This window comes from uncultured Flavobacterium sp. (genome assembly GCF_963975515.1).
Taxonomy (GTDB): domain Bacteria; phylum Bacteroidota; class Bacteroidia; order Flavobacteriales; family Flavobacteriaceae; genus Flavobacterium.
Genome location: NZ_CAXBGY010000002.1, coordinates 234058 through 259625, shown reverse-complemented (window position 1 = coordinate 259625; position 25568 = coordinate 234058). Strand labels below are relative to the sequence as shown.

General features: G+C 30.3%; 25 protein-coding genes. 14 read left to right on the top strand and 11 right to left on the bottom strand.

The window, feature by feature from the left end:
• The first annotated feature begins 46 nt into the window (after positions 1-46).
• A complete protein-coding gene (locus AAC008_RS03610; RefSeq protein ID WP_339887467.1) occupies positions 47-1396 on the top strand; it encodes a sigma-54 dependent transcriptional regulator in 1350 nt (449 codons plus the stop codon).
• Between the two features lie 4 nt (positions 1397-1400).
• Positions 1401-2729 (top strand): ATP-binding protein, encoded by a 1329-nt coding sequence (locus tag AAC008_RS03605; protein ID WP_339887466.1) that lies wholly within the window; start codon positions 1401-1403, stop codon positions 2727-2729.
• Between the two features lies 1 nt (position 2730).
• On the opposite strand, the gene AAC008_RS03600 is transcribed toward AAC008_RS03605, so the two are convergent.
• Genes AAC008_RS03600 through trmB form a run of 3 tightly spaced genes read right to left on the bottom strand, consistent with a single transcriptional unit; the run spans position 2731 to position 4381 of the window.
• Complete coding sequence (locus AAC008_RS03600; RefSeq protein WP_339887465.1) at positions 2731-3066, bottom strand: MGMT family protein; 336 nt, start codon at positions 3064-3066, stop codon at positions 2731-2733.
• A gap of 4 nt (positions 3067-3070) precedes the next feature.
• Positions 3071-3697, bottom strand: coding sequence for a LysE family transporter (locus AAC008_RS03595; protein ID WP_339887464.1), 627 nt, complete (start codon positions 3695-3697; stop codon positions 3071-3073).
• Positions 3698-3706: 9 nt separating this feature from the next.
• Positions 3707-4381, bottom strand: a complete 675-nt coding sequence (gene trmB, locus AAC008_RS03590) for a tRNA (guanosine(46)-N7)-methyltransferase TrmB (RefSeq protein WP_026717507.1) — start codon at positions 4379-4381, stop codon at positions 3707-3709.
• Positions 4382-4483: 102 nt separating this feature from the next.
• Here trmB and AAC008_RS03585 point away from each other — a divergent pair, with 102 nt between their 5' ends.
• Positions 4484-5302: a UDP-2,3-diacylglucosamine diphosphatase gene (locus AAC008_RS03585; protein ID WP_339887463.1), complete on the top strand. Its 819-nt coding sequence runs from the start codon at positions 4484-4486 to the stop codon at positions 5300-5302.
• A 21-nt stretch (positions 5303-5323) separates the two neighbouring features.
• A complete protein-coding gene (locus AAC008_RS03580) occupies positions 5324-6367 on the top strand; it encodes a glycosyltransferase (RefSeq protein WP_339887462.1) in 1044 nt (347 codons plus the stop codon).
• Here the strand turns inward: AAC008_RS03580 and AAC008_RS03575 are convergent.
• Together AAC008_RS03575 and AAC008_RS03570 are read right to left on the bottom strand one after the other, a co-directional pair.
• A complete protein-coding gene (locus AAC008_RS03575; protein WP_339887461.1) occupies positions 6350-7393 on the bottom strand; it encodes an ATP-binding protein in 1044 nt (347 codons plus the stop codon). The two genes, AAC008_RS03580 and AAC008_RS03575, sit on opposite strands and share 18 nt — an antisense overlap.
• Complete coding sequence (locus AAC008_RS03570; protein ID WP_339887460.1) at positions 7383-8075, bottom strand: response regulator transcription factor; 693 nt, start codon at positions 8073-8075, stop codon at positions 7383-7385. Before AAC008_RS03570 ends, AAC008_RS03575 begins: the two co-directional genes overlap by 11 nt.
• A 177-nt stretch (positions 8076-8252) precedes the next feature.
• Between AAC008_RS03570 and AAC008_RS03565 the strand changes: the two genes are divergently transcribed.
• From AAC008_RS03565 to AAC008_RS03545, 5 genes are all read left to right on the top strand, one after another.
• Entirely contained in the window at positions 8253-11021 is a 2769-nt protein-coding gene (locus tag AAC008_RS03565) for a TonB-dependent receptor (RefSeq protein ID WP_339887459.1), read from the top strand.
• A gap of 148 nt (positions 11022-11169) precedes the next feature.
• Positions 11170-12315, top strand: coding sequence for a hypothetical protein (locus AAC008_RS03560; RefSeq protein ID WP_339887458.1), 1146 nt, complete (start codon positions 11170-11172; stop codon positions 12313-12315).
• 108 nt (positions 12316-12423) lie between these two features.
• Entirely contained in the window at positions 12424-12762 is a 339-nt protein-coding gene (locus AAC008_RS03555) for a T9SS type A sorting domain-containing protein (RefSeq protein ID WP_339887457.1), read from the top strand.
• A gap of 105 nt (positions 12763-12867) precedes the next feature.
• The gene (locus tag AAC008_RS03550; protein WP_339887456.1) at positions 12868-13713 is read left to right on the top strand and encodes a T9SS type A sorting domain-containing protein; all 846 of its coding nucleotides are present in this window, start codon (positions 12868-12870) and stop codon (positions 13711-13713) included.
• 140 nt (positions 13714-13853) lie between these two features.
• Positions 13854-14834, top strand: a complete 981-nt coding sequence (locus AAC008_RS03545; protein ID WP_339887454.1) for an acyl transferase — start codon at positions 13854-13856, stop codon at positions 14832-14834.
• Between the two features lie 28 nt (positions 14835-14862).
• Here AAC008_RS03545 and tyrS read toward each other — a convergent pair whose 3' ends face one another.
• Positions 14863-16170, bottom strand: coding sequence for a tyrosine--tRNA ligase (gene tyrS / locus AAC008_RS03540; protein WP_339887453.1), 1308 nt, complete (start codon positions 16168-16170; stop codon positions 14863-14865).
• Positions 16171-16338: 168 nt separating this feature from the next.
• Here tyrS and AAC008_RS03535 point away from each other — a divergent pair, with 168 nt between their 5' ends.
• Positions 16339-17334, top strand: a complete 996-nt coding sequence (locus tag AAC008_RS03535; protein WP_339887452.1) for an NAD-dependent epimerase/dehydratase family protein — start codon at positions 16339-16341, stop codon at positions 17332-17334.
• Here AAC008_RS03535 and AAC008_RS03530 read toward each other — a convergent pair.
• Genes AAC008_RS03530 through AAC008_RS03520 form a run of 3 tightly spaced genes read right to left on the bottom strand, consistent with a single transcriptional unit; the run spans position 17309 to position 19776 of the window.
• Positions 17309-17704, bottom strand: a complete 396-nt coding sequence (locus AAC008_RS03530; RefSeq protein ID WP_339887450.1) for a DUF4296 domain-containing protein — start codon at positions 17702-17704, stop codon at positions 17309-17311. The genes AAC008_RS03535 and AAC008_RS03530 overlap by 26 nt on opposite strands.
• A 6-nt stretch (positions 17705-17710) precedes the next feature.
• Entirely contained in the window at positions 17711-19054 is a 1344-nt protein-coding gene (locus AAC008_RS03525; RefSeq protein WP_339887448.1) for a dihydroorotase, read from the bottom strand.
• Positions 19054-19776, bottom strand: coding sequence for a polyprenol monophosphomannose synthase (locus tag AAC008_RS03520; RefSeq protein WP_339887447.1), 723 nt, complete (start codon positions 19774-19776; stop codon positions 19054-19056). Before AAC008_RS03520 ends, AAC008_RS03525 begins: the two co-directional genes overlap by 1 nt.
• A gap of 103 nt (positions 19777-19879) precedes the next feature.
• Between AAC008_RS03520 and AAC008_RS03515 the strand changes: the two genes are divergently transcribed.
• Both AAC008_RS03515 and AAC008_RS03510 read left to right on the top strand, forming a co-directional pair.
• Positions 19880-20545 (top strand): DUF4271 domain-containing protein, encoded by a 666-nt coding sequence (locus AAC008_RS03515; RefSeq protein WP_339887446.1) that lies wholly within the window; start codon positions 19880-19882, stop codon positions 20543-20545.
• Positions 20546-20557: 12 nt separating this feature from the next.
• Complete coding sequence (locus AAC008_RS03510; RefSeq protein WP_339887445.1) at positions 20558-21316, top strand: uroporphyrinogen-III synthase; 759 nt, start codon at positions 20558-20560, stop codon at positions 21314-21316.
• A gap of 70 nt (positions 21317-21386) precedes the next feature.
• Here AAC008_RS03510 and pckA read toward each other — a convergent pair whose 3' ends face one another.
• Positions 21387-23012 carry a phosphoenolpyruvate carboxykinase (ATP) gene (gene pckA, locus AAC008_RS03505; RefSeq protein WP_339887444.1) on the bottom strand — a complete coding sequence of 542 codons (1626 nt, stop codon included), beginning with the start codon at positions 23010-23012 and terminating at the stop codon, positions 21387-21389.
• A gap of 73 nt (positions 23013-23085) precedes the next feature.
• The gene (locus AAC008_RS03500; RefSeq protein WP_339887443.1) at positions 23086-23469 is read right to left on the bottom strand and encodes a DUF423 domain-containing protein; all 384 of its coding nucleotides are present in this window, start codon (positions 23467-23469) and stop codon (positions 23086-23088) included.
• A gap of 120 nt (positions 23470-23589) precedes the next feature.
• Here AAC008_RS03500 and AAC008_RS03495 point away from each other — a divergent pair, with 120 nt between their 5' ends.
• Both AAC008_RS03495 and AAC008_RS03490 read left to right on the top strand, forming a co-directional pair.
• Entirely contained in the window at positions 23590-24960 is a 1371-nt protein-coding gene (locus tag AAC008_RS03495; protein WP_339887442.1) for a saccharopine dehydrogenase C-terminal domain-containing protein, read from the top strand.
• Positions 24961-25063: 103 nt separating this feature from the next.
• Positions 25064-25534, top strand: a complete 471-nt coding sequence (locus AAC008_RS03490) for an Lrp/AsnC ligand binding domain-containing protein (RefSeq protein ID WP_339887441.1) — start codon at positions 25064-25066, stop codon at positions 25532-25534.
• The last annotated feature ends 34 nt before the right edge of the window (positions 25535-25568 follow it).

Genomic DNA, 25568 nt, shown 5'->3' with positions numbered 1-25568 from the left:
TTCTTAGTGTTCGTTTTTGAACACCTTCTGTACGAAACCGAACACCATGAAAAAAACACAAGCTTCTATTTTAGTAATTGATGACCAAGAAGATATTCTTTTTAGTGCAAAAATGTTATTAAAAAAGCACTTTGAAACCATTTATACCATAAGTAATCCCAAAAATGTTATTCAACTTTTGGCTGAAAACGATATTGATTTGGTTCTTTTAGACATGAATTATCGCATTGGTTTTGAAGATGGAAAAGAAGGTCTATATTTATTAAAAGAAATTAAGAAATTAGCTCCAAATACGGTTGTAATCTTAATGACTGCTTTTGGAAAAGTGGAAACTGCTGTTGAAGGTTTAAAATCTGGTGCGCTTGATTATGTTTTAAAACCTTGGGATAACGAAAAAATGCTTGAAACTATTAAAAAAGGCATTCAAGAACGAAGAAAAGTTGTTTCCAAAGTGGTAAAAAACGAAAATGACACTTCTTATTTTATTGGAGAATCAAAGGCTATTACAAAAGCTTATTCACTAGCTGAAAAAGTGGCTAAAACTGATGCCAATGTACTTGTTTTAGGAGAAAATGGAACTGGAAAATTCGTAATGGCTCGTTATATTCATCAACATTCGGATAGAAAAAATGAAGTTTTTGTTCCTGTTGATTTAGGTTCATTAAACGAGAATATTTTTGAAAGTGAACTCTTTGGTTATGCTAAAGGTGCTTTCACTGATGCCAAAAATGATACTGTCGGAAAATTTGAAGCGGCTCAAAACGGAACTCTTTTTTTAGACGAAATAGGTAATGTTCCCATTCATTTACAATCTAAATTATTACAAGTTATTCAGACTAAAATGGTAACTCGTTTAGGAGAAACGAAGCAAAGACCTTTAAACGTTCGGATTATCACAGCTACAAATTTAAATCTTAAGGAAGAAATTCAGCAAAAAAACTTTAGAGAAGATTTGTATTATCGCATCAATACAATGGAGATTATGTTGCCTGCTTTGCGTGATCGAAAAGAAGATAAAATTCCATTAGCTCAATTCTTATTAGACAAGTTGACGACAAAATATGAACGCAATACAATTGTTTTCAATGAAAAAGCTTTGGAACAAATAGAAAAACATTCTTGGAATGGAAATATTAGAGAAATGGAAAATCGAATTGAACGAGCGGTTATATTATGTGAAAACAACACCATTACAGCAGCTGATTTGGATTTAGAAATTGCCACTACTTTTGATGAAAACAGTGATGATATTCAACTTTCTGATATTGAAAAATTAGCCATTGAAAAAGTCTTGGTGAAAAATGAATTTAACATCAGTAAATCGGCTGAAGAACTAGGTTTATCAAGAGCTTCGTTGTACAGAAGAATGGAGAAATATGGTATAGAAAATAATTAATACAATGAAGACCTTTAAAATTTACAACCAACTTTTTATTAGAATTTTAATTCTTTTGATAGCATTTGGCATAACATTTTATATTTATCAGGAAGGATTAGTTTACACTGCTGTTTTCTGTGTTTTTATCTTGTTTTTGGCTATTATTGAAATGTATTTATTCATAAAAAACGCTTTTCTTTTATATGATAGAACTATTGCTTCAATTTTAGAAAATGATTTTTCATCTGATTTTTCTAAGCATAAATCTTTTGACAATTATAAACGCTTATTTAAGTTGTATGCTGTTATGAAAAGCAAGCAAAATGAACAAATTTCTAAAGACATCATATATCAATCTATATTAAATAATATTGAAACGGGAATTTTAATTCTTCAAAAACAAGATGAGAATTGGACTGTTTTTTTAATGAATGATTATTTTTCGAGTCATTTTAATGTGCCTAAAGTTTCTAAGTGGAAATATCTTAAAAATCAATTTCCCGCTTTATGTGATTTGATAGAAGCGCAGAATTTTGAAGAAATAAAAACAACCCTTCAAATTAGAGTTAACGGAGAAGATTCTCAGACTTTTGTAATGCAAACTTCAAAAAGCAAGACCTTTAATCAAGAATATTATGTGGTTTTATTAGATTCGATTCAGAAAGTAATTGAGAAAAAAGAGAAAGAAGCTTGGATTAATTTAATGAAAGTCATTTCTCATGAGTTGCTAAATTCATTGACTCCAATTCGTTCCTTATCCCAAAACTTGCATGAATTAGTACAACAAGAAACTTTTTCAGCTGAAGACTTAGACGACATGAAACAAAGCGTTGTCACAATGTTGAATCGTAGTGATCATTTGCAGCAATTTGTTGAAAGCTATAGAAAATTAGCCATGCTTCCAACGCCACAAAAAGAAAAAGTTGAAATTAGTGAACTAATTCAGCAATGTATTGAATTAATGAATCCTTTGTTTAAGCAAAATAACATTGAATTTATAAACGAAATCAACCAGAAACGTTGGCTTTCTATAGATGCTTATCAAATGGAACAAGTGTTTATTAATTTGTTTACCAATAGTATTTTTGCCTTGGAAAATCATGATAAGAAACAAATAATTGTTTCAGCAGAAGCCAAAGAAAAACGCTTTTTTATAAAAATTACCGATTCTGGAAATGGAATTGATGCTGAAATTGAAGATAAAATATTTTTGCCTTTTTTCACTACTAGAAAAGAAGGTGCAGGAATTGGCTTGACCTTGTCTAAAAATATTTTAGAAGCTCATGGTGGTTATTTAGCTTATCAGAACAATGACAATCATACTACATTTATGATTTGTTTGGTAGATTGATTTAAAAATCAGGTTCCCAAAAATGCTTTTCAAAATCTATGATTTGATTATCCACTACTTCAATTCCTTCTGATTCTAGCAATTGTTGCATTAAGTTTGTTCCGTCAAAATGATGTTTGCCCGAAAGTAATCCAACTCGATTGACAACTCTGTGTGCAGGAACATCTTCCATGTTATGTGAAGCATTCATTGCCCAACCAACCATTCGTGCTGAGCGAGCTGCTCCAAGCGCTTTTGCAATTGCACCATAAGAAGTGACTTTACCATAAGGAATTTGTCGAGCGACTTCATAAACTCGTTCAAAGAAATTCTCGTTATTTGGTTTTTCTTTTAGCAAATGATTAAGTTGAAAACATTTTATATAAAGAAGAAATTGCTACAATTCCAGTAACTGCAGCAATTAAAAAATTGATGTTGTTGGTAATAAAACCTACTTTATGTTCTACTTTTTTGAATAAAATCGCATATAAGTAGAAAATAAAATAAGTTCCTAAAGCAGCTGCAATAGAAAAGATTATTATCGACAACAAAGAAAAGTCAAACACATTTTTAGACGCTAATGTTAAACTAACAAATGCGTAATAAGGAATTGCAAACATGTTTAAAGACGATAATGTAACTCCGTAAATAAGTCTGTTTTTTTTGTCTTTGATTTCTACTTCAACTTGAGGTTTTTTAGCTTTTAAGCCTGCATAAAGAAATGCTATTGTTAAAAGGATAAAAATTACAACTCCAAATTTCTTTAAATTCTCACTAATCACTGGGTGACTATCTAAAAATTTTGCAAAATAAAGCCCTGTGAAACATTGAATTAAAACTACCAAAACAGCTCCATAAGCGAATAGTAAAGCTTGTTTCTTATTTTCGGTTATGCTTAATTTTGCTATGGTCATGTTTAGCATTCCTGGTGCTATGATGCCAACCGCTGCAATTAAAAAACCTAAAATAAAGGGTAGAATTATGCTCATAAGTGTTTATTATTTGATTCTGAATTTAATATACGTAATCGCTTTGTTTTTCTCTAAATATTGATTTTCATAAAACGTTTGAATACTTGTAACCTCTGATGGAGAACCTTCATTTACATAGATATCATGATTGGCATAAATTACTTCATGTCCTTCTCCATGTAATAAACCTAACGTATAACCGTGCATGAATTCGCTATCGGTTTTTAGATTCATTATTCCATTATCTTTTAAAATTCTTTTGTAGCGTTGTAAAAACTCAGTGTTTGTCATTCTGTGTTTTGTACGCTTGTATTTTATTTGTGGATCTGGAAAAGTAATCCAAATTTCATCCACTTCATTTTCAGCAAAACAATTTTCAATTAACTCAATTTGAGTTCTTAAAAAAGCTACATTTTTCATTCCTTCATCAACTGCTGTTTTTGCTCCTCTCCAAAATCTTGCTCCTTTAATATCAATACCAATGAAGTTTTTATCTGGACTATGCTTTGCTAAACCTACGGAATATTCTCCTTTTCCGCAACCTAGTTCCAAAACTAATGGATTATCATTTTTGAAAAACTCACTATTCCATTTCCCTTTTAAAGGAAAACTTCCTGATGTTACTTCTTCTCTCGTTGGTTGAAAAACATTTTCAAATGATTCGTTTTCCTTAAAGCGCTTTAATTTATTCTTACTTCCCACTACAATTAAATTTTTGGTAAAATTACTAAAAATAAAGTTTTGATAATCTTTATATAACTTTATTCCCTTCAAAAAGCTCTTTTTTTGTAAAAATATTTTATTTTGAAGAAAAGAAAAGTAGAATTGGTCGTTATTTCTGATGTACATCTTGGAACTTATGGATGTCATGCTAAAGAATTATTAGCTTATTTATCATCTATTAAACCTAAAACATTAATTCTAAATGGAGATATCATTGATATTTGGCAATTTAGAAAATCATATTTTCCGCAAAGTCATCTAAAAATCATTAAAAAAATAATTTCTTTAAGCTCAAAAGGAACAAAAGTGCATTACTTAACCGGAAATCATGATGAGTTTTTGAGAAAATTTACGGATTTACATTTAGGAAACTTAAGCCTTCAGAATAAATTAGTTTTAGATTTAGACGGAAAGAAAGCTTGGATTTTTCATGGTGATGTTTTTGATTCCTCCATTACTCATGCTAAATGGTTAGCTAAACTTGGTGGTTGGGGTTATGACATGTTAATTCTGATTAATCGCTTTATCAATTGGGTTTTAGCCAAAATGAATAGAGAACCATATTCGCTTTCTAAGAAAATCAAAAATAATGTAAAATCTGCCGTTAAATTCATTACTAATTTTGAAAGCGTCTGTACAGAATTAGCTATTGAAAACAAGTATGATTTTGTGATTTGTGGTCATATTCACGAACCAAAAATGGAAAGAATTAAAACAGAAAAAGGTGAAACAATGTATTTAAATTCGGGTGATTGGATTGAAAATTTAACGGCTTTAGAGTACAACAATAAAAAGTGGAAATTATACAAACATGACATCCATAGTGTAGTTGTTGAAGAAGAAAGTTTTGAATATGAAAATAAACTAGCGGAACAATTTATTTCTGTTTTAAAAAATTAAATTTGTAAAGAATTCTTTTAAATGAAAAAAATAATAGTTGCACCACTAAATTGGGGATTAGGTCATGCTACAAGATGCATTCCAATTATTCAGGGTTTACTTGATAATGGCTTTGAACCTGTTATTGTAAGCGATGGCGTTGCCTTAGAGTTATTAAAAAAAGAGTTTCCAAAACTTATTTCTTTTGAACTGCCTTCCTACGACATTCAATATGCCGAAAAAGGAAAGAATTTTAAATGGAAAATGATTGCCCAATTGCCCAAAATTATTTCAACCATTAAAAAGGAAAGAAGTAAAATTAATAAAATCCTTGAAGCTTATAGTTTTGACGGAATAATTTCAGATAATCGATTGGGTGTTTATTCTAAAGACGTTCCTTCTGTTTTTATTACACATCAATTAAATGTTTTGACGGGAAACACATCTTGGTTTACTACAAAATTACATAAAAAATATATTCAAAAATTTAATGAATGTTGGGTTCCTGATGTTGAAAAAGGTCAAAATTTATCTGGTAAATTAGGTCATCCTACAGAATTATTTAAAAATGTAAAATACATTGGTCCCTTAAGTCGATTGTGTAAAAAGCCAATGCCTATAAAATACGACTTGATGGTTTTACTTTCTGGACCAGAACCTCAACGTACACTTTTGGAACAGAAAATTATTGCTGAATTAGAAAACTATCCAAAAAAAGTGGTTTTTATTAAAGGTGTTATTGAAGAAAATCAAATTATTGAAGAAATAGGTAACGTTACTTATTACAATTTTATGAATAGTAAAGCAATTGAAACTACTTTTAACGAAAGCAATCACATTCTTTGTCGTTCAGGTTACACAACCGTTATGGATTTAGCTAAGTTAAATAAAAAGGCATTTTTTATTCCAACTCCAGGCCAGTATGAACAAGAATATTTAGCCGAAAAATTTGATAGAGAAGGAATTATTCCAACTTGTAAACAAGATGAATTTATTATTGAAAAATTAGATAAAATTGATTTGTATAAAGGTTTTACTAATTATAGCAAAAAAATAACTTGGAAAGAATTATTTGACCTTTTCTAGTGTGAAAGAAAACTCAGAACCAACACCAAATTCACTTTCAATATAAATTTTTTCATTATGACCCTCAACAATGTGTTTTACAATAGCCAAACCTAAACCAGAACCACCTTCACTTCGTGCTCCGCTTTTGTCAACTCTATAAAAACGTTCAAATAATCGTGAAATATTCTTCTTTTCAATACCTTCACCATTATCTGTAATTCTAACAATTATTTTATTATTGATGAGATTTTCAATACTCACTTCTGTTGTGCCGTTTTCTTTTCCGTATTTAATCGAGTTCATTACTAAATTGGTTACAACTTGTTGGATTTTTTCTTGATCCGCAAAAACTAAAACCTTATGCTTGTATTTTATATCAAAAGTAAGTGTGATGTTTTTCTTTGCTGCACGCATTTCTAATAAGTCAAATACATTTTGAATTACCTCAACTATATCAAATTCAGATGATTCTAAATGAATTTCACCAGTTTCTAGTTTGGTAATCATATCTAAGTCTTTTACAATATAGATTAGACGTTCTACACCTTTTTCGGCTCTTTTTAGATATTTCTCTCTAATATTTTTATCGTCCATTGCTCCATCAAGTAAAGTAAGCAAATAGCCTTGAACCGTAAAAAGCGGTGTTTTTAATTCGTGTGAAACATTTCCTAAAAACTCTCTTCTATATTCTTCACGGATTTTTAAGGTTTCAATTTCAAGTTTTTTGTCTTTAGCAAATTTTTGAACTTCTCTAGTCAAAGTTGCCATGTCTGTGGTAATTGGCTGGTTTCTAAAAGAACTAGTCTCCAATAAAGACACATCGTCATATATTTTTTTAACTCTTTTAGATATGAATTTTTCTACTCTATATTGTAGCGAAAAAAAAGAAAAAATAAATGTTGCCACAACAATTAATAAAATATGAAAATATGATATTTCTATAATTGCAAAATGTATAAACAGCAATAAAGCCAACAAAAATATACTAATATAAATAGAAGATATTGTAGCAAACTTATATGATTTTTTGAAATTAAATTTCATTAAATTCTATTTTATAACCTACTCCTTTAATTGTTTTGAAAAAGTCGTCTCCAATTTTTTCCCTTAACTTTCTAATGTGAACATCAATTGTTCTTCCTCCGACAATAACTTCATTACCCCAAACTTTATCTAAAATTTCATCTCTTTTAAAAACCTTTCCTGGTTTTGATGCTAAAAGATAAAAAAGTTCAAATTCTTTTCTTGGTAAAATTATTTCTTGACCTTCTTTTACGATTTTATATTCTTCACGATTAATTTCAATTCCATTAACATTTAAAACATCTCCTTTTTCTTCTTTTTCTTTTAATCGTCTTAACAGTGCTTTTACTTTGCTAACTAAAATTTTTGGTTTTATTGGTTTTGAAATATAATCATCCGCACCTGCATCAAATCCTGCTAATTGTGAATAATCTTCAGAACGAGCCGTTAAAAATGTAATGATTGTGTTTTCTAATTCTGGTATTTTTCTAATATTTTCACAAGCTTCAATACCGTCCATTTCAGGCATCATAACATCCATAATTATTAATTGAGGCTTCTCTTTTTTAGCTTTAAGAATTGCCTCTTTACCATTAGCAGCTGTTACAACTTGGTATCCTTCTTGGGATAAATTATAGCCAACAATTTCTAAGATATCTGGCTCATCATCTACCAATAAAATTTTAATTTCTCTTTTTTTCATTTAGTGAATTTGTGTTTTGATAGTGTAAAGATAAAGATAAAATAAGAGCTATTAACCGCTTAACAATAATTTAATGTAGTAACCTTTTTATAACATACAATAAACCTATTCATAACAAATGAGTAACGCTGAAGTAATCTAATGCCACGTTCTTTGCTCAAAATATAAAATCAAAAAATGAGACTACAATTTTTATTATTTACTTTATTATTATCAACATTCTGTTTCGCACAAAAAGCTACAATTTCTGGTGTTATACTAGACAAAGAATATAACAACGAACCACTTGCTTTTGCTAATGTTATGCTGAAAGGTACAACAAGTGGAACTTCAACAGATGAAAATGGAAAATATCTACTAACAGTTTCTCCAGGTAACTACACTTTAGTAGTAGGATTTCTTGGTTATAAGTCTGCCGAAATACCCTTTACAGTTAAAGCAAATGAGAGAAAAACAATCAACTACACTTTAGCATCTGAAGGCGTAATGCTTGAAGACATTGTTTTAACAGCAACAGTAACACAAGAAAGTGTAAAAGCTTTACTACAAGAGCAGCAAAAAGCCGTAGAAATTAAACAATCTATTGGCGCTGAAGAAATTTCAAATAAAGGTATTAGTGATGTTGCTGCTGCAGTAACAAAAACAACAGGTATTACTAAACAAGAAGGTTCTGGAAGTATTTATGTTAGAGGATTAGGAGATAGATATAATTCAACAACAATGAACGGATTACCTTTGCCTTCAAACAATCCATCAAAGAAAAACATCAATTTAGAAATTTTCTCTACTGATATTGTAGAATTTATTGGAATTGACAAAACTTACAATTACAAAAACTACGGTGATTTTGCTGGAGCTAATATAGATATCGTATCAAAAAATTATAAAGGTGATGGTTCTCTAGAAGTAGGAACAGGAATGGGTGCAAATTCAAATGCTGTTCAACAAAATAAATTCTATCTACAAGACGGACCAAGTTTTCTTGGATTTAGCAATGAACCTATACCTAATAGTCCTTTATCTGGCTACAACTTTTCTACCAGTTGGGATAAACAAGCATCTACACCCGTAAATAGTTCTTTTTACATTAGAGGTGGAGATTCATATTCATTTGGAGATTATAGTAAAATTAGTTTTTTCTTAAACGCTTCTTTCGACAATGGATTTACATATAAAGAAGGAGTAAGAAGAGGAAGTGTAAACGTTCAAGGACTTGCAATTAAAAATTTGAATAGAAAAGCATATGAATATCAAACTAATTCTAATGCAATGGCAAACATTAATTATAGAATTAACGAAAATCACAATATTCGTATCAACTCAATGTTAATTAATTCAGCTTCACAAAAACATGAAGAATTTAACGGAATTATAGACGCAAATGGTTCGGCTCAAAACGGTGGTGGCTTTATCCGTCGTTCTACTTTTGACAAAACTTATTTATTAGTGAATCAACTTTTAGGAGATCATAAATTTGGAGAAAGAGTTAAATTTGATTGGGGATTATCATACAATACACTTACTAATGTAATTCCAGATCGTATGCAAAACACAATTGTTCCTTTTTTATATGATGATCCTAACTCTCGTTTAGTAGCTTCTGACGTAAATCCATCAGATAACCAAAGATATTATCAGGAAATGAAAGATGATGAAGTTGCAGGTAATTTTAATTTATCTTACAAGTTTGGAAAAAGCGAAAATGGTGATTATAAAGGAAAATTAATTGGAGGTTATAGTGCCCGTTATAAAGAAATTAATTTTGATGCAACACAAATTAATTTAGCCGTTACAAGAAGTAATTTTGCTTCTCAACCAACTGTCGATTTAAATAATCTTGACGGATATTTTAATCAAGCAAATCTTGATGCTAATTTCTTTTCATTAAAAACTTTTAGAGGAGACATTACAAACGCCAATGCTTTAACGCCACAAAACTTTAATGGACAACAAATTATTTCTGCTGGTTTCGGTGCCATTGAATATCAATTTACTCCAAAATTATATGTAATTGGTGCATTCCGTTCAGAATTTATCATTCAAGATATTGATTATGACACTTCTTTAAAACAAGGTGAAAACAAATTTGACACCATGGAATATTTGCCTTCCTTGTCTGCAAAATATGAGTTAAACGAAAAACAAAACTTAAAATTTGCTGCTAGTAAAACATATACTTTGCCTCAATTTAAAGAAAGAGCTCCTTTCTTATTTGAAGAAGTTGGTCAGTCGTATTTTGGAAATCCTTTCTTATACAATTCAACAGATTATAATTTTGATTTAAAATGGGAATATTTTCCTAAAGGTGGAGAAGTTATTTCGTTAACAGGTTTTGGAAAATATATTCAAAATCCAATTAATGAAGTAACAGTAGCTTCTGCAACAAATGACATCTCTTATGTAAATTCTGGTGAAAAAGCAGTTGGAATTGGAGCTGAATTAGAAATAAGAAAAGACATTTTTAGTCGTGAAGGTTCAAATGATACTAAAACAAATATTTCATCAGGATTAAATGTTTCTTATTTGCACACCAATCAAGATTTAGATTCAGAAAAAGTAAAAAAAGAAACTAACGGATTAGGAGTTGCTTTTACAAATGATAATTCAAGATTAACAGGTGCTTCTGATTTATTAGTTAATGCTGATGTTAGTTTAAACAAAAGCTTCTCTGCTGATCAATCTTTAACAGCAACTTTATCTGGAGCTTATTTCTCTGATAGAATTTATGCTTTAGGAGTAACTGGAAAAGGGGACTTAGTTGATAGTGATGTTATTGCTTTGGATTTTATTTTAAAATTCAAATTAAATAAAAATCTTGGGTTTGGTTTTAGTGCAAAAAACCTAACAGATCCAACAATTGAAAGAAAACAAGACATTCAAAATGTAATTGTTGACTCTTATAAAAAAGGTAGAAACTTTAGTTTTTCAATGAAATACTCATTCTAAACGATTAGTTAACATAAAAGAAATATTAGGGAGGTTTTTATAAGCCTCCCTAATTATTTTTAATAAACTCATAACATTCAGGTAAATTTCAGTTAGCATGCCAATCCTACATTTGTCTTAACAAATTAAAAAACACAAAACACACACAATGAAAAAACTTATTTTATCTACGTTAGCAATTGCTGCCTTAGCATTTACATCTTGTTCAAGAGATGATAATTCAACAGAAACACCAAGTGGTGTAGTTAACATTGATGCTAATGATTTTAAAGGAAAATTAACAAGTGGACAAACAACTACTTTAGACCCTTCTAAAACTTACAAATTAACTGGTTCATTTGTTGTTGAAGCTGGAGCTTCTTTAACTATTCCTGCTGGAACTAGAATTGAAGCTGTTGGAGGAACATCTTCATACATTGCTGTTGCACAAGATGGTTTAATCTATATTACTGGAACTGCAACAAACCCAGTAGTTATGACAAGTGGAAAAACAGTTAAAGCAACAGGAGACTGGGGTGGTTTAGTTATCTGCGGAAGGGCTAAAACGAACAAAGGTGGTTCTAACGGAGAAACTGCAACTTCAGAAGTTGGAGATTTAACTTATGGTGGTAATGAAGACAATGATAGTTCTGGAGTCATCAAATATTTAAGAGTAGAATATACTGGTGCTGCATTTAATGCTGACAAAGAATTTAATGGTATTTCTTTATTCGGAGTTGGTTCTGGTACTACATTTGAATATATTCAAGCTTACAAAAGCGGTGATGACGGAATCGAATTCTTCGGTGGAGCGGTTAATGCTAAATACTTAGTAGCTTTACATAGTGAAGATGATGCATTAGATTTTGCTGATGGTTTCTCTGGTTCTATTGACTTTGCTTATGTAAAAGATGTTGCTAAAGCTGGTATTGAAGGATCAAACAATGGAGACAACGGTAATGCTTTACCAAGTACAAACGTTACTTTAAAAAATATTTCTCTTGTAAAAGGAGCTTTAGCTGGTCAAGAGCACGGAATGTACATCAAAGAAGGTGGTGGAAAATGGACTGCTCAAAACATTTACATACAAGATTTTGCAAAAGGAATTAAAATTAACTCTTCAGATATTCCTGCTAATACAAGTGTAACTAATGGTTTTGTTACATTTAGTCCTATTCAGTTTTCTAATATTTCTGGAGATTTTTCTGAATATTCTGGTTCTAACACTACTTACATGACTCAAGGTACTGCAACTGGTGCAGGAAACAATGGAGATACTCCAACTTGGGCTACAGGATGGACAACAGGTTTGTAATTTCACCAATAATTAAAATATTTAATCCCTCCTCGGAGGGATTTTTTTTGTGGTATACTTATTGTATTATAATTTTTGTATATTTACGGTAACAAAATTCATCCCCAAATGAAAAAAAACTACATTTTAACACTTATTATAGCATTTTGCTTCCTTACTTTCGAAGGTTATTCGCAAGAAAGCAGGTCTGCTATGGGTAATTCTCAAGAACCTACTATTGAAGGATTATCAATCTATCCGAACCCCGTTTCTAACGGAAAATTGTACATTACATCAAAATTGGGATTAGAAAAAGAAATTCAAATCTATGATGTTTTGGGCAAAAAAGTATTTGACACTACTACAAGTGTAAAAGAAATTAACATTTCAAACCTAAATGCTGGTGTTTACATTATTAAAATTAAAGAAAAAGAGGCCACTACTACAAGAAAACTAATTATCAAGTAGTTAGTTACTCTTTTATATTATTTATCCTATATTATTTTTTTGTTAACTCCTTTTTTGTTAGCTAAAAAACCATTACTTTTGTCCTATAATTTAAAATCAAAAAAAATGAAAAAACTTTACTTTTTATCTTTATTATTAGGTTCTGCAATTGGTTTTGCTCAACCAGTATTAACTGCAGTTATTGATGGTCCATGTACAGGAGGAACTCCAAAAATGTGTGAAATTTTCGCAAAAGGAACTGTTGACTTTACTCAATTTACAATACAAAATCAAACTAACGCAGGTACTACTTGGGGGTCTAATTTAGATTTATCACCATTAGGTACAAGAACAAATGTATTTGTTTATGTATTAAATACTGGTAGTTTAGTATTCGCAACTCCAGAATTTCCTTCAGTTGTAGCAGCAAATTCTATTGAAGGTGGTGTTTTAAATTTAAATGGAGACGATAGAATTAGAATAATCAATACTGCGACAACTGCAGTTATTGACCAATTTGGTGTTTCTGATGTAGACGGAACTGGTACATCATGGGAATGGTTAGATACTTATGCAAAAAGAAACAACGGAACTGGTCCTGATGGTGCATTTGTTGAAGCAAATTGGACATTTGCTGCTGTTGATGGTTTAGACGGAACTGGAACATGTAATTCTGCTGCACAGTTACAAACTATTGTTGGATTAGGGAGTTATACTTTATCAACAAAATCTTTTGACGCAATAGCTGGTTTATCAATGTATCCAAATCCAGTTACTGGAAGTGTATTAAACATTTCTTCTGCTGCAAATTTAGACATGAACGTTGCTATCTTTGATATCGTTGGAAAACAAGTTATCAACACAAAAGTAACTAACAATACTGTAAACGTTTCTAGCTTAAACGCTGGTGTTTATATCGTTAAAGTTACTGAAGACGGAAAAACTGCTACTAGAAAATTAGTAGTTAGATAATTCATACTTCAATTTATATAAAGAAAGCATCAACATAACGTTGGTGCTTTTTTATTTTACTAAAACTAAATTAACAAAAACCCTTTCAGAGTTTTAAACTCTGAAAGGGTTGCTTATATTTGCATTATAAAAACTAAAAATTGATTTCCAAAACTGATATATTTACTATTGCATCCAAAAAGGAATTTGAGAAAATCGCTCTAAAGGTTTTCCGATTTCAATTTGATAATAATTTGGTATATCAAGAATTTTGTACGCTTTTGAAAAAAAACAAAGAAAATGTAAAATCTTTAACTGAAATTCCATTTTTACCTATTCAATTTTTTAAAAGCCATGACGTATTAAGTTCTACTGAAGCTATTCAGGCAACTTTTACTAGCAGTGGAACAACCGGAATGCAAACCAGCAAACATTTAGTCACAGATATTACTTTATACGAAGAAAGCTATAGAAATGCGTTTTCTGAATTTTATGGCAATATTGAAGATTATTGTGTTTTGGCTTTACTTCCATCTTATTTAGAACGTGAAGGTTCTTCTTTAATTCACATGGTTGATGATTTGATTCAAAGCAGTCATCATGAAGACAGTGGTTTTTATTTAAACAATTATGATGAGCTTATCGCGAAGTTAATTGAGTTAGATAATTCAGGACAAAATGTGATTTTAATTGGTGTGACTTATGCTTTATTAGATTTGATTGAAATGCATCAATTTCAATTGAAAAATACTATCATCATGGAAACTGGTGGCATGAAAGGCAAAAGAAAAGAAATGATTCGTGAAGAATTACACGATGTTCTTTGCCAAGGCTTTGGTGTTCCTGTAATTCATTCTGAATATGGAATGACGGAATTATTATCTCAAGCTTATTCACTAGGAAACGGAATCTTTGAATGTCCGAATTGGATGCAAATCTTAATTAGAGAAACAGAAGACGCTTTATCTTATGTAAACGAAGGTAAAACCGGTGGAATTAATGTTATTGATTTGGCCAACATCAATTCTTGCTCGTTTATTGCCACACAAGATTTAGGCAAAAAATATCCCAACCATTCTTTCGAAGTGCTGGGACGTTTTGATAATTCTGATATTCGTGGTTGTAACCTTTTAGTAGTTTAACTGTTGAATTGTTTATTTGTTGAATCAATTAAACCACTTTAACCACAAAATAATTTTTCTTTCCTCTTTGTAATAAAACAAATTTGTTACTTACTAAATCATTAGAAGTCAAATTGAATTCTTCTGTGACTTTTTCTTTATTTACCGAAATTGAGTTTTCTTTCAACGCTCTTCTTGCTTCACCGTTTGAAGCTAAAAATCCTGTTTTTTCATTTAATAAATCAACAATGTTTATGGAAGCATTTACATCTTCCAAAGTTATTTCAGCTAAAGGAATTCCTTCAAAAATTTCAGATAATTGATTCTCGTTTAATGTTTTTAAATCAGACATATCTTTACTAAAGAAAGCTCCGGAAGCAAAAATGGCACTATCTAAATCTTCTTTTGAATGTACTAATAACATTAATTCTTCTGCCAAACGTTTTTGTAACACTCTTAAGTGTGGAGCTTCATTATGTTCAGCAATTATTGCATCAATAGTTTCTTTATCTAAAAATGTGAAAATCTTAATGTATTTTTCAGCATCAACATCTGAAGTATTCAACCAAAATTGGTAGAATTTGTAAGGAGAAGTTTTATCAGCAGTTAACCAAACATTTCCACCTTCAGATTTTCCAAATTTTGAACCATCAGCCTTTGTAATTAACGGACAAGTCATTGCGAAAGCTTTAGACCTTTCATCGTTATCAACGTTCATTCTACGAACTAATTCTGTTCCAGTTGTAATATTTCCCCATTGGTCGCTTCCACCCATTTGTAACAAACAGTTGTATTCTTTATTTAAATGGTAAAAATCGTATCCTTGAATTAATTGGTATGTAAATTCTGTGAAACTCATTCCTTCTCCACCTTCATCACCAGACAAACGTTTCTTTACAGAATCTTTTGCCATCATGTAATTTACGGTGATTCTTTTACCAACATCACGAGCAAAATTGATGAATGAGAAATCTTTCATCCAATCGTAATTGTTGACTAAAATTGGAGCATTCGCATCGGTTGCCTCAAAATCTAAAAAGTTAGAAAGCACATTTTTAATGCCATTTACATTGAAATTTAATGTTTCTTCATCTAACAAATTTCTTTCATCTGATTTTCCTGATGGATCACCAATCATTCCTGTTGCGCCACCAACTAACGCAATTGGTCTATGTCCAAAATTGCGTAAATGTTTCAACAAAATAATCGGAACTAAACTTCCAATGTGTAATGAGTCTGAAGTTGGATCAAATCCTATATAAACTGTAGTAGCTTCTTTTAATAATTGCTCTTCTGTTCCTGGCATCATATCGTGCACCAAGCCTCTCCATTGTAATTCTTCTACTAAATTTTTCATTTTATGCTGAATTTATTTCAGCATCTCTCGATTTTTACTGAAATAGGGTTAATGTTAATTTGTGCAAATATATCAATTTTAAAAACCAAACTTCAAATTCCAAATTCCAAATTTTGTGTTATTTCAAAAAATATTCTTAAATTAAAAGAATCTAATTATCTTTACAATATGATATTAGTTACAGGAGCAACAGGTTTAGTAGGTTCGCATTTATTGATTTCTTTATTAGAAGAAAATAATAGTGTAAAAGCTTTGTATCGAAACTCAAAACACATTGAAAAAGTCAAAAATGTTTTTGCTTATAAAAAACAGCTTACATTATTTGATAAAATTAATTGGATTGAAGCTGACATAACTGATATTCCTTCATTAAATATAGCTTTTGAAAATGTAACTACTGTTTATCATTGTGCTGCTCTGATTTCATTTGATCCAAAAGATGAAGAAAAACTACGAAAAGTTAATATTGAAGGAACAGCTAATATTGTGAATTGCTGCATTGATTTTGGGGTAAAAAAACTTTGTCATGTCAGTTCAATTGCTGCTTTAGGTGACACTAAAGATGAAGAAACAAATATCACCGAAGAAACAGAATGGAATCCTGAAAAATTACATGGTGATTATGCCATTTCAAAATATGGTGCCGAAATGGAAGTTTGGAGAGGTTTTCAAGAAGGTCTGGAAGTTGTAATTGTAAATCCAGGTGTTATTTTTGGATTTGGTTTCCCAGAACAAGGAAGTAGCGTGATTTTTAAATCCTTAAAAAAAGGGCTTTCATTTTATACTAAAGGTAGAACTGGAATTATTGCAGTAGAAGATGTTGTAAACTGTATGATTCTTTTAATGCATAAAAATATAAATGGTCAACAGTATACTTTAGTAGCAGAAAATCCAACTTTAGACTCTGTCCTTTTTACAATTGCTGATGGTTTAAAAGTGAAACGCCCATCAATTTACGCAAATAAAACTTTAACAAGTATCGCTTGGCGATTGGATTGGTTGTTGTCTAAAATTATTGGAAAAAGTAGAAGTTTTACAAGAGCCACTGCCAAATCTTCGCATTCTGTAGATATATATGACAATTCTAAAGTTAAAGCTGAATTAAATTATACTTTTAAAAACATGACTTCTTACTTAACTATCTTACCTGAGGCGTATAAATAGGCACGTCCTCTGGAACTTCAATTTTTTTTGATTTTAACAACGTATCAATTTCGTTTTTTTGATTTAGAATACGCTCATTTACTTGTTTATATATTTTTTTAAAAACCTTAATGTCTGAAGCATAATATTTATAATTCTGAAAATAAGTTGTACTATCTAAATTGTACTTTTTATAAACATATTGCTTAATTTTTATATTACTATCACTAAGTGTTTGTGGCTTATAAGTTTCAGCAGCCTGTAAAATTGCAAGTTCATAAATAATGTCTTCCATTGTTTCCTTACTCAATAAATTATCGGGTTTAGACACAGGTTTGTCATTACAAGAGAACAATAAAGCTGAGATGAATATGAATAGTAATTTTTTCATTGTAAATTATTTTCTGTCAAAAAGTAAACGTTGACCGTGGTTTCCTTTTACAACTTTTCCGTTTGAATAAACTATTTTACCATTAACCAATGTATGCATTACACGTGATTTAAAATTTGTACCTTCAAAAGGCGACCAACCACATTTAGCTAAAATATTTTCTTTTTGTACGTTCCAAGGAGCGTGAGAATTAACAATAGTTAAATCAGCAAAATATCCTTCTTTAATAAAACCTCTATTTCTAATTTTAAAAATTTTAGCTGGATTATGACACATTTTTTCAACTATCTTTTCTATAGAAATAAAACCTTTTAAATGCTTTTCAAACATGGCTACTAAAGCATGCTGCACTAATGGTCCGCCAGAAGGAGCTTTTAAATATGAGTTTTGTTTTTCTTCTAAAGTATGAGGAGCATGATCGGTTGCAATTACATCTATTCTATCATCTAAAAGAGCTTCCCACAACGCGTCTTTATCTTTCTGTGTTTTAACCGCTGGATTCCATTTAATTAATGAACCTTTTGTTTCATAATCTTCATCTGTAAACCACAAATGATGTAAACAAACTTCAGCAGTAATCATTTTTTCTTCCAATGGAATTTTATTAGTAAATAGGCTCATTTCTTTTGCTGTTGACAAATGAAAAACGTGTAATCTTGCCCCAGTTTTTTTGGCTAGTTCTATTGCTTTTGATGAAGATAAATAACAAGCTTCTTCACTTCGAATTAAAGGATGGTATTTCATTGGAATATCTTCTCCAAATTCAGCTATATATTTTTCCGTATTAGCTTTTATAGTTGCTTCATCTTCACAATGAACTGCAATAAGCATTTTGGTAGATGAAAATATTTTTTCTAAAACTTCTGGATTATCTACCAACATGTTTCCTGTTGAAGAACCTAAAAACAATTTTATTCCCGCAACATTTTCCGGATTTGTCTTTAAAATTTCTTCTAAGTTATCATTTGTTCCACCCATCATAAACGAATAATTCGCATAAGATGTTTTGGCTGCAATTTGATATTTGTCTTCTAGTAATTCTTGTGTAACTGCATTTGGAACCGTATTAGGTTGCTCAATGAATGATGTTATTCCACCTGCAACTGCTGCTCTACTTTCTGACTCAATGTTTCCTTTGTGTGTTAATCCTGGTTCTCTGAAATGAACTTGATCATCAATAACTCCAGGTAATAAATAGTTTCCTTCAGCATCAATAATGACTGTTTCTGATGATTTTGAACTTATTTGTGATGCAATTTCAACAATAAATTCATTTTCTACCAAAACATCTCCTTCAAAAATCTGTCCTTCGTTAACTATTTTAGCGTTTTTTATTAAAATTGAACTCATTATAATGTATTAAATATTTTTTTTATTCTAAGTAATATTACTCCAAAAACAGCTTCTTTAATAATGCTTCCGCTCATTTTTGATTGACCTTTTGTTCTGTCTGTAAAAATAATTGGTACTTCAACTATATTGAATTTTTTAACAAAAGCTCTATATTTCATTTCGATTTGAAAAGCATATCCGATAAATTGTACTCTATCTAGATTTATAACTTCCAAAACATTTCTTTTATAACATACAAAACCAGCTGTTGCATCAGCAATTTTCATGCCCGTAATTAATCGCACATAAACTGACGCAAAATAAGAAAGTAAAACCCTACTCAAGGGCCAATTTACTACATTAACTCCCTTCGAATATCTTGAGCCAATTGACATGTCAGCTCCGTCTACACAGGCTTGGTATAAATGCGCTAAATCCTTTGGATTATGTGAAAAATCAGCATCCATTTCAAAAACATAATCATAATTATTAGCCAATGCCCATTTAAAACCATGTACATAGGCAGTTCCTAACCCTGATTTTTTTTCTCTTACTTCAATAAAAAGTCTTTCAGAAAATTTTGTTTGCAATTCTTTAACTTTAATTGCTGTTCCATCTGGAGAATTGTCATCAACAATAAGTACATCAAACGCTTTTTCAAGAAGAAACACTGCATTTATTATGCTTTCGATGTTCTCTATTTCGTTATATGTTGGAATTATGACAATTCTTTTGTCCATTATGTCTATAAATTTCTACAAAAGTAAACCTTTTTAAATATATTATTTATTAATAAAATTATAATAATTCAAATCAAGTTAATTTTGTAATTTTACACTCAATATGATAGCATTACAATTACAACAAAGAATTATTGAAAACAAAGACTGGGCAACGCTCCTGTTTTTGCTTTGTTTCGTTGTTATTGCAATTATTAAGTATCTCTTTGAGATTCAATTTAATGAGTTTTTAAGATTGCCTTTTTCTAAAAAATATACTTCAACTTATAAAGACACTTCAAATCTATATAGTACTTTTACTGTATCGTTGTTTTTTGTACAATTAATTTCCTTTTCATTTCTAATTCAAATTATACTTAGCTATTTTGATTATACTTCTAAAGCTAATTGGATTACTTTTATACAGATATTCACAACATTATTTGTTGCTATTTTAATTAAATTTTACATTGAAAAAATAGTTGCAACAATTTTTGATATTGAAGATTTTTTAGAAGTTTTTAACTTGAAAAAAGTAACTTTCAGAACATATATTGGGCTTATTTTCCTTCCAATTGTAATTTTACTTTATTATAATAATTTTTTAAGCGTAGGAATAATCTCAACATTCCTAGCAATCATAGGCCTTGCGATGGTTTATTTTTATTTTTTATCAATTATCACTTATCAAAAACTAATTCTAGGCAAAATATTTTATTTTATTTTGTATCTTTGCACCCTTGAAATAGGCCCATATTATTTACTATATCATTGGTTTACAAAAAAATAGATAAGATTGAATATGTCAAACTTAAAAGTTAAAACGATTTTAGTTTCTCAACCAGAACCTAAAGTAGAAAATTCACCATATTTTGACCTTCAACAAAAGTTGAAAGTAAAAGTAGATTTTAGAACATTTATTCACGTTGAAGGCGTGCCTGCAAAAGATGTAAGACAGCAAAAAATTGATTTAAACAATTTTACTGCAATTATTTTAACAAGCAGAAACGCAATTGATCATTTTTTCAGAATGGCTGAAGAAATGCGCTATAAAGTGCCTGAAGATTTAAAATACGTTTGTCAATCTGAAGCTATAGCTGTTTATTTACAGAAATATGTTGTTTACAGAAAGCGTAAAATTTATGTTGGACAAAAAGATTTTGCAGATTTAACTCCAATATTTAAAAAATATAAAGACGAAAAATTTTTATTACCTGCACCAGATAATTTAAATGATGATGTGCCTCAATTTTTAGATAGCATGAAACTAGATTGGACACTTGGTGTTTTTTACAAAACAGTAATGAGTGATTTATCTGACTTGAAAGATGTTTATTATGATATTTTAGCGTTTTTCAGTCCAATTGGGATTCAATCATTATTTAAAAACTTTCCAGACTTTAAACAAAATGATACTCGTATCGCTGTTTTTGGAGCAACAACCAAAAAAGAAGCTATTGATTCCGGGTTACGTGTAGATATTTTTGCTCCATCCCCTGAAACACCTTCTATGACAGGTGCCCTAGAAAAATACATTACAGAAGTTAATAAAGGAAAATAATTATTCCTTTTTACACCATAAAAAAAGCCTTTCAATTTGAAAGGCTTTTTTATTTTATTTTTTTAAATGACTAAACTTTTGGACCAGCATTTACAAGGTTTTTACCTTCTTCGTTATCTGTATATTGCTCAAAATTAGCGATAAAAAGTTTTGCTAAATCTGTTGCTTTGTTTGTCCAAACAGTTGTTTCTTCATAAGTATCTCTTGGATCTAAAATTGAATCATCAACATTATTTAAAGATGTTGGAACTTCAAAATTAAGTATTGGAATCATTTTAGTTTCTGCTTTTTCGATTGAACCATCTAATATAGCATCAATAATTGCTCTAGTATCTTTTATTGAAATACGTTTTCCTGTTCCATTCCAACCTGTATTAACCATATAAGCTGTAGCATTATTTTGCTCCATTTTCTTAACTAATTCTTCCCCATATTTTGTTGGGTGAAGCGACAAGAAGGCTTTTCCAAAACAAGCTGAAAAAGTTGGCTGTGGTTCTGTTACTCCTCTTTCTGTTCCTGCTAACTTAGCCGTAAATCCAGATAAGAAATAATATTTTGTTTGTTCTGGTGTTAATTTAGAAACTGGAGGCATTACTCCAAAAGCATCTGCTGTTAAGAAAATCACTTTAGTTGCGTGACCAGCTTTAGAAACCGGCTTTACAATATTATGAATATGATTAATCGGATATGAAACTCTTGTGTTTTGAGTTACAGAGCCGTCTTTAAAATCAATTTTCCCATTAGCATCAAGAGTTACATTTTCTAGTAATGCATCTTTTTTAATTGCACCATAAATATCTGGTTCGTTTTCTTTACTTAAATCAATTGTTTTTGCATAACAACCCCCTTCAAAGTTAAAAACACCTTCACTATCCCATCCGTGTTCATCATCACCAATTAACTCACGTTTAGGATCGGTTGATAAAGTTGTTTTTCCTGTTCCAGATAAACCAAAGAAAACAGCTACATCACCATCATTACCTTTATTTGCAGAACAGTGCATTGAAGCAATTCCTTGTAATGGTAAGTAATAGTTCATCATAGAGAACAATCCTTTTTTCATTTCACCACCGTACCAAGTTCCTCCTATCAATTGGATTTTTTCAGTAAGATTAAAAGCTACATATACTTCCGAATTTAATCCGTGAGCTGCATAGTCTTTAAATGAAGTTTTTGAACCGTTCATTACAACGAAATCAGGTTCACCGTAATTTTCTAATTCAGCATCTGTAGGTCTGATAAACATATTTTTTACAAAATGCGCTTGCCAAGCTACTTCCATTATGAAACGAACTTTTAATCTTGTGTTTTCATTCGCTCCACAAAATGCATCTACTACATATAATTTTTTCCCAGATAATTGCTTAACAGTATTTTCTTTTAGTGCATTCCAAGTATCTTGAGAAATACCTTTGTTGTCATTTGCTGCTTTGTCAGATGTCCACCAAATTGTGTCTTTAGTAACATCATCCTTAACGATATACTTATCTTTTGGAGAACGACCTGTAAATTCACCAGTCATTACATTAACCGCTCCAAGTTCTGACAATTGACCTCTTTCAAATCCTTTTAAGTTGGTATCTAATTCATCATTATACAATTGCTCGTATGATGGATTATAAACTATTTCATTTACATTATTAATACCGTATTTTTCTAACGAAATCGTTTTCGTAAACTGAGTGTTTGAATTCATAAAAATTTAGTTATGTTGCTTCTAGTTGAGAGTGCAAAATTAAAAATATTATTTTATATATCGTGTTTTAAAACTATTTTTTAGCAATAATGCAATAAAATAAGTAAATCCATGAAGATATTAACAACAAACCCCCTAATGGGGTTAAAGGTCCAAGAAATTTTGCTTTAATATTTGTAATTGTCGAAGTCGCTAATACGTAAATTGAACCACTAAATAGCACTATTCCAAACAATGTCAATAAAAAAACAACCATTTTCTGCTTATCTGTAACATAATTTGTTTGCGCTACAAATAACAAAAACAACGCATGATACATTTGATATCGAACCCCAACTTCAAACGAATTTAATTGCTCTATCGCTAAAAACTTCTTTAATCCATGAGCTCCAAATGCTCCTAAAACTATTGCCAAAGCTCCTATGATCAAAGCCGTAAGCATTATCTTTTGCGACATATCTTAATTTGTTTCTACAAAGGTATAAAATCAAAACGAAGTCATAAGTGATATAAATCATAAATTTCTTTTAAAAAATATAACAAATACGTAATTTTGTGTGATAATTTAACAACTACAATGAGAAACATACTTCTTTTTGGTGCTGGAAAATCGGCATCATCCTTAATAAAATACCTTTTAGACAAATCAGAAACTGAAAATCTACATTTAACTATTGCTGATTTAAACATTGATTTGGCTAAAAACAAGACCAATAATCACAAAAACGCAACTCCAATTGCAATTGATATTTTTAATGAAACTGACAGAAACAATGCTATTAAAAAAGCAGATATCGTTATTTCTATGTTGCCGGCTCATTTGCACATTGAGATAGCCAAAGATTGTATTTCTTACAAAAAACATTTGGTAACAGCTTCTTATATTAGTCCTGCAATGCAAGAATTGGACGAAGAAGCTAAAAAAAACAACTTGGTTTTTATGAACGAAATTGGGCTTGATCCTGGAATTGATCACATGAGTGCCATGAAAGTTTTAGATGAAATTAGAGCAAAAGGTGGAAAAATTATTTTATTTGAATCTTTTTGTGGCGGATTAGTCGCACCAGAATCTGACACCAATTTATGGAACTATAAATTCACTTGGAACCCAAGAAATGTTGTTTTAGCTGGACAAGGTGGTGTTGCAAAATTTATTCAAGAAGGCACCTACAAGTACATTCCTTACAATAAATTATTTAGAAGAACAGAGTTTTTAGAAGTCGAAGGTTTTGGACGATTTGAAGCCTATGCTAATAGAGATTCACTTAAATACAGAAGCGTCTATGGCTTAGACAACGCTTTAACTGTTTATAGAGGAACGATGCGAAGAGTTGGTTTTTCTCGTGCTTGGGATGTTTTGGTTCAACTTGGAATGACTGATGATTCATATACAATTGAAAATTCGGAAAATATGAGTTATAGAGATTTTACGAATTCTTTTTTACCTTATCACCCAACAGATACCGTTGAAATTAAACTACGTTACATTCAAAAAATTGAACAAGATGATATTATTTGGGATAAATTAGTTGAATTAGACATCTTTAATAGCGACAAAAAAGTTGGACTTAAAAACGCAACTCCAGCTCAAATTTTAGAAAAAATATTAACCGAACAATGGACTTTACAAGCTGAAGACAAAGACATGATTGTAATGTATCATAAATTTGGCTACGAATTAGATGGTAAAAAACATCAAATAGACTCAACTATGGTTTGTTTAGGTGATGATCAAATTTATACTTCTATGGCTAAAACTGTTGGATTGCCTGTTGCAATTGCTACTTTAAAAATTCTAAACAAAGAGATTACAACCTATGGCGTTCAAATGCCAATTACTAAAGAAATTTACTTACCAATCTTAAAAGAACTTGAGAGCTATGGTGTAAATTTCAATGAAATGGAAGTTCCTTATTTAGGCTATAATCCTTTGAACATAAAAATATAAAGACAATTTATCTCATAAAAAAAACCATCTAGTTATTTAATTAGATGGTTTTTTTAGTTTTATTTCAATCAAAACTGTATTTTTACTCTATAATTGGAAGCTTATGAAAGTAAATCACTTACAAATTGAAATTGACGGAATCGACAAAGAAATCCTTCGTGACTTGATGGAAGATGCCAGAAAACCTATTCTTCAAATAGCCAAAAAAGTTGGGATTTCTGGCGCAGCCATTCATCAACGTTTAAAAAAGCTAGAACAAGCTGACGTGATTGTTGGTTCAAAATTTATTGTAAACAACAAAGTTCTGGGCTATACAACAGTTGCTTTTGTTGGAATTTATCTAGAAAAAGCCGCAAATAACGGTGACGCAGTTAGAGAATTAAAAAAAATACCAGAAGTTTTAGAATGTCACTATACCACAGGAAACTGGAGTGTTCTTATTAAAATTATTTGCAGAGATAACGAACATTTAATGCAAATGTTAAATAAAAAAATTCAGACTATTGAAGGTGTTTCTAGAACAGAAACCTTTATTTCCTTAGATCAACAAATTGAGAGACAGATACAGTTATGAATTAAAAAAACCGTCATGTTAATTAAAACAAGAC

What these genes read in the sequence shown, in the direction of transcription:
- AAC008_RS03520 (WP_339887447.1), bottom strand. Translation starts at nt 19,776, where the DNA reads ATGGACAAAAGAATTGTCATAATTCCAACATATAACGAAATAGAGAAC.
- AAC008_RS03560 (WP_339887458.1), top strand. Translation starts at nt 11,170, where the DNA reads ATGAAAAAACTTATTTTATCTACGTTAGCAATTGCTGCCTTAGCATTT.
- AAC008_RS03530 (WP_339887450.1), bottom strand. Translation starts at nt 17,704, where the DNA reads ATGAAAAAATTACTATTCATATTCATCTCAGCTTTATTGTTCTCTTGT.
- AAC008_RS03570 (WP_339887460.1), bottom strand. Translation starts at nt 8,075, where the DNA reads ATGAAAAAAAGAGAAATTAAAATTTTATTGGTAGATGATGAGCCAGAT.
- AAC008_RS03565 (WP_339887459.1), top strand. Translation starts at nt 8,253, where the DNA reads ATGAGACTACAATTTTTATTATTTACTTTATTATTATCAACATTCTGT.
- AAC008_RS03510 (WP_339887445.1), top strand. Translation starts at nt 20,558, where the DNA reads ATGTCAAACTTAAAAGTTAAAACGATTTTAGTTTCTCAACCAGAACCT.
- tyrS (WP_339887453.1), bottom strand. Translation starts at nt 16,170, where the DNA reads ATGAAAAATTTAGTAGAAGAATTACAATGGAGAGGCTTGGTGCACGAT.
- AAC008_RS03605 (WP_339887466.1), top strand. Translation starts at nt 1,401, where the DNA reads ATGAAGACCTTTAAAATTTACAACCAACTTTTTATTAGAATTTTAATT.
- AAC008_RS03575 (WP_339887461.1), bottom strand. Translation starts at nt 7,393, where the DNA reads ATGAAATTTAATTTCAAAAAATCATATAAGTTTGCTACAATATCTTCT.
- AAC008_RS03490 (WP_339887441.1), top strand. Translation starts at nt 25,064, where the DNA reads ATGAAAGTAAATCACTTACAAATTGAAATTGACGGAATCGACAAAGAA.
- AAC008_RS03580 (WP_339887462.1), top strand. Translation starts at nt 5,324, where the DNA reads ATGAAAAAAATAATAGTTGCACCACTAAATTGGGGATTAGGTCATGCT.
- AAC008_RS03595 (WP_339887464.1), bottom strand. Translation starts at nt 3,697, where the DNA reads ATGAGCATAATTCTACCCTTTATTTTAGGTTTTTTAATTGCAGCGGTT.
- AAC008_RS03495 (WP_339887442.1), top strand. Translation starts at nt 23,590, where the DNA reads ATGAGAAACATACTTCTTTTTGGTGCTGGAAAATCGGCATCATCCTTA.
- AAC008_RS03610 (WP_339887467.1), top strand. Translation starts at nt 47, where the DNA reads ATGAAAAAAACACAAGCTTCTATTTTAGTAATTGATGACCAAGAAGAT.
- AAC008_RS03500 (WP_339887443.1), bottom strand. Translation starts at nt 23,469, where the DNA reads ATGTCGCAAAAGATAATGCTTACGGCTTTGATCATAGGAGCTTTGGCA.
- AAC008_RS03555 (WP_339887457.1), top strand. Translation starts at nt 12,424, where the DNA reads ATGAAAAAAAACTACATTTTAACACTTATTATAGCATTTTGCTTCCTT.
- AAC008_RS03515 (WP_339887446.1), top strand. Translation starts at nt 19,880, where the DNA reads ATGATAGCATTACAATTACAACAAAGAATTATTGAAAACAAAGACTGG.
- AAC008_RS03525 (WP_339887448.1), bottom strand. Translation starts at nt 19,054, where the DNA reads ATGAGTTCAATTTTAATAAAAAACGCTAAAATAGTTAACGAAGGACAG.
- AAC008_RS03550 (WP_339887456.1), top strand. Translation starts at nt 12,868, where the DNA reads ATGAAAAAACTTTACTTTTTATCTTTATTATTAGGTTCTGCAATTGGT.
- pckA (WP_339887444.1), bottom strand. Translation starts at nt 23,012, where the DNA reads ATGAATTCAAACACTCAGTTTACGAAAACGATTTCGTTAGAAAAATAC.
- AAC008_RS03535 (WP_339887452.1), top strand. Translation starts at nt 16,339, where the DNA reads ATGATATTAGTTACAGGAGCAACAGGTTTAGTAGGTTCGCATTTATTG.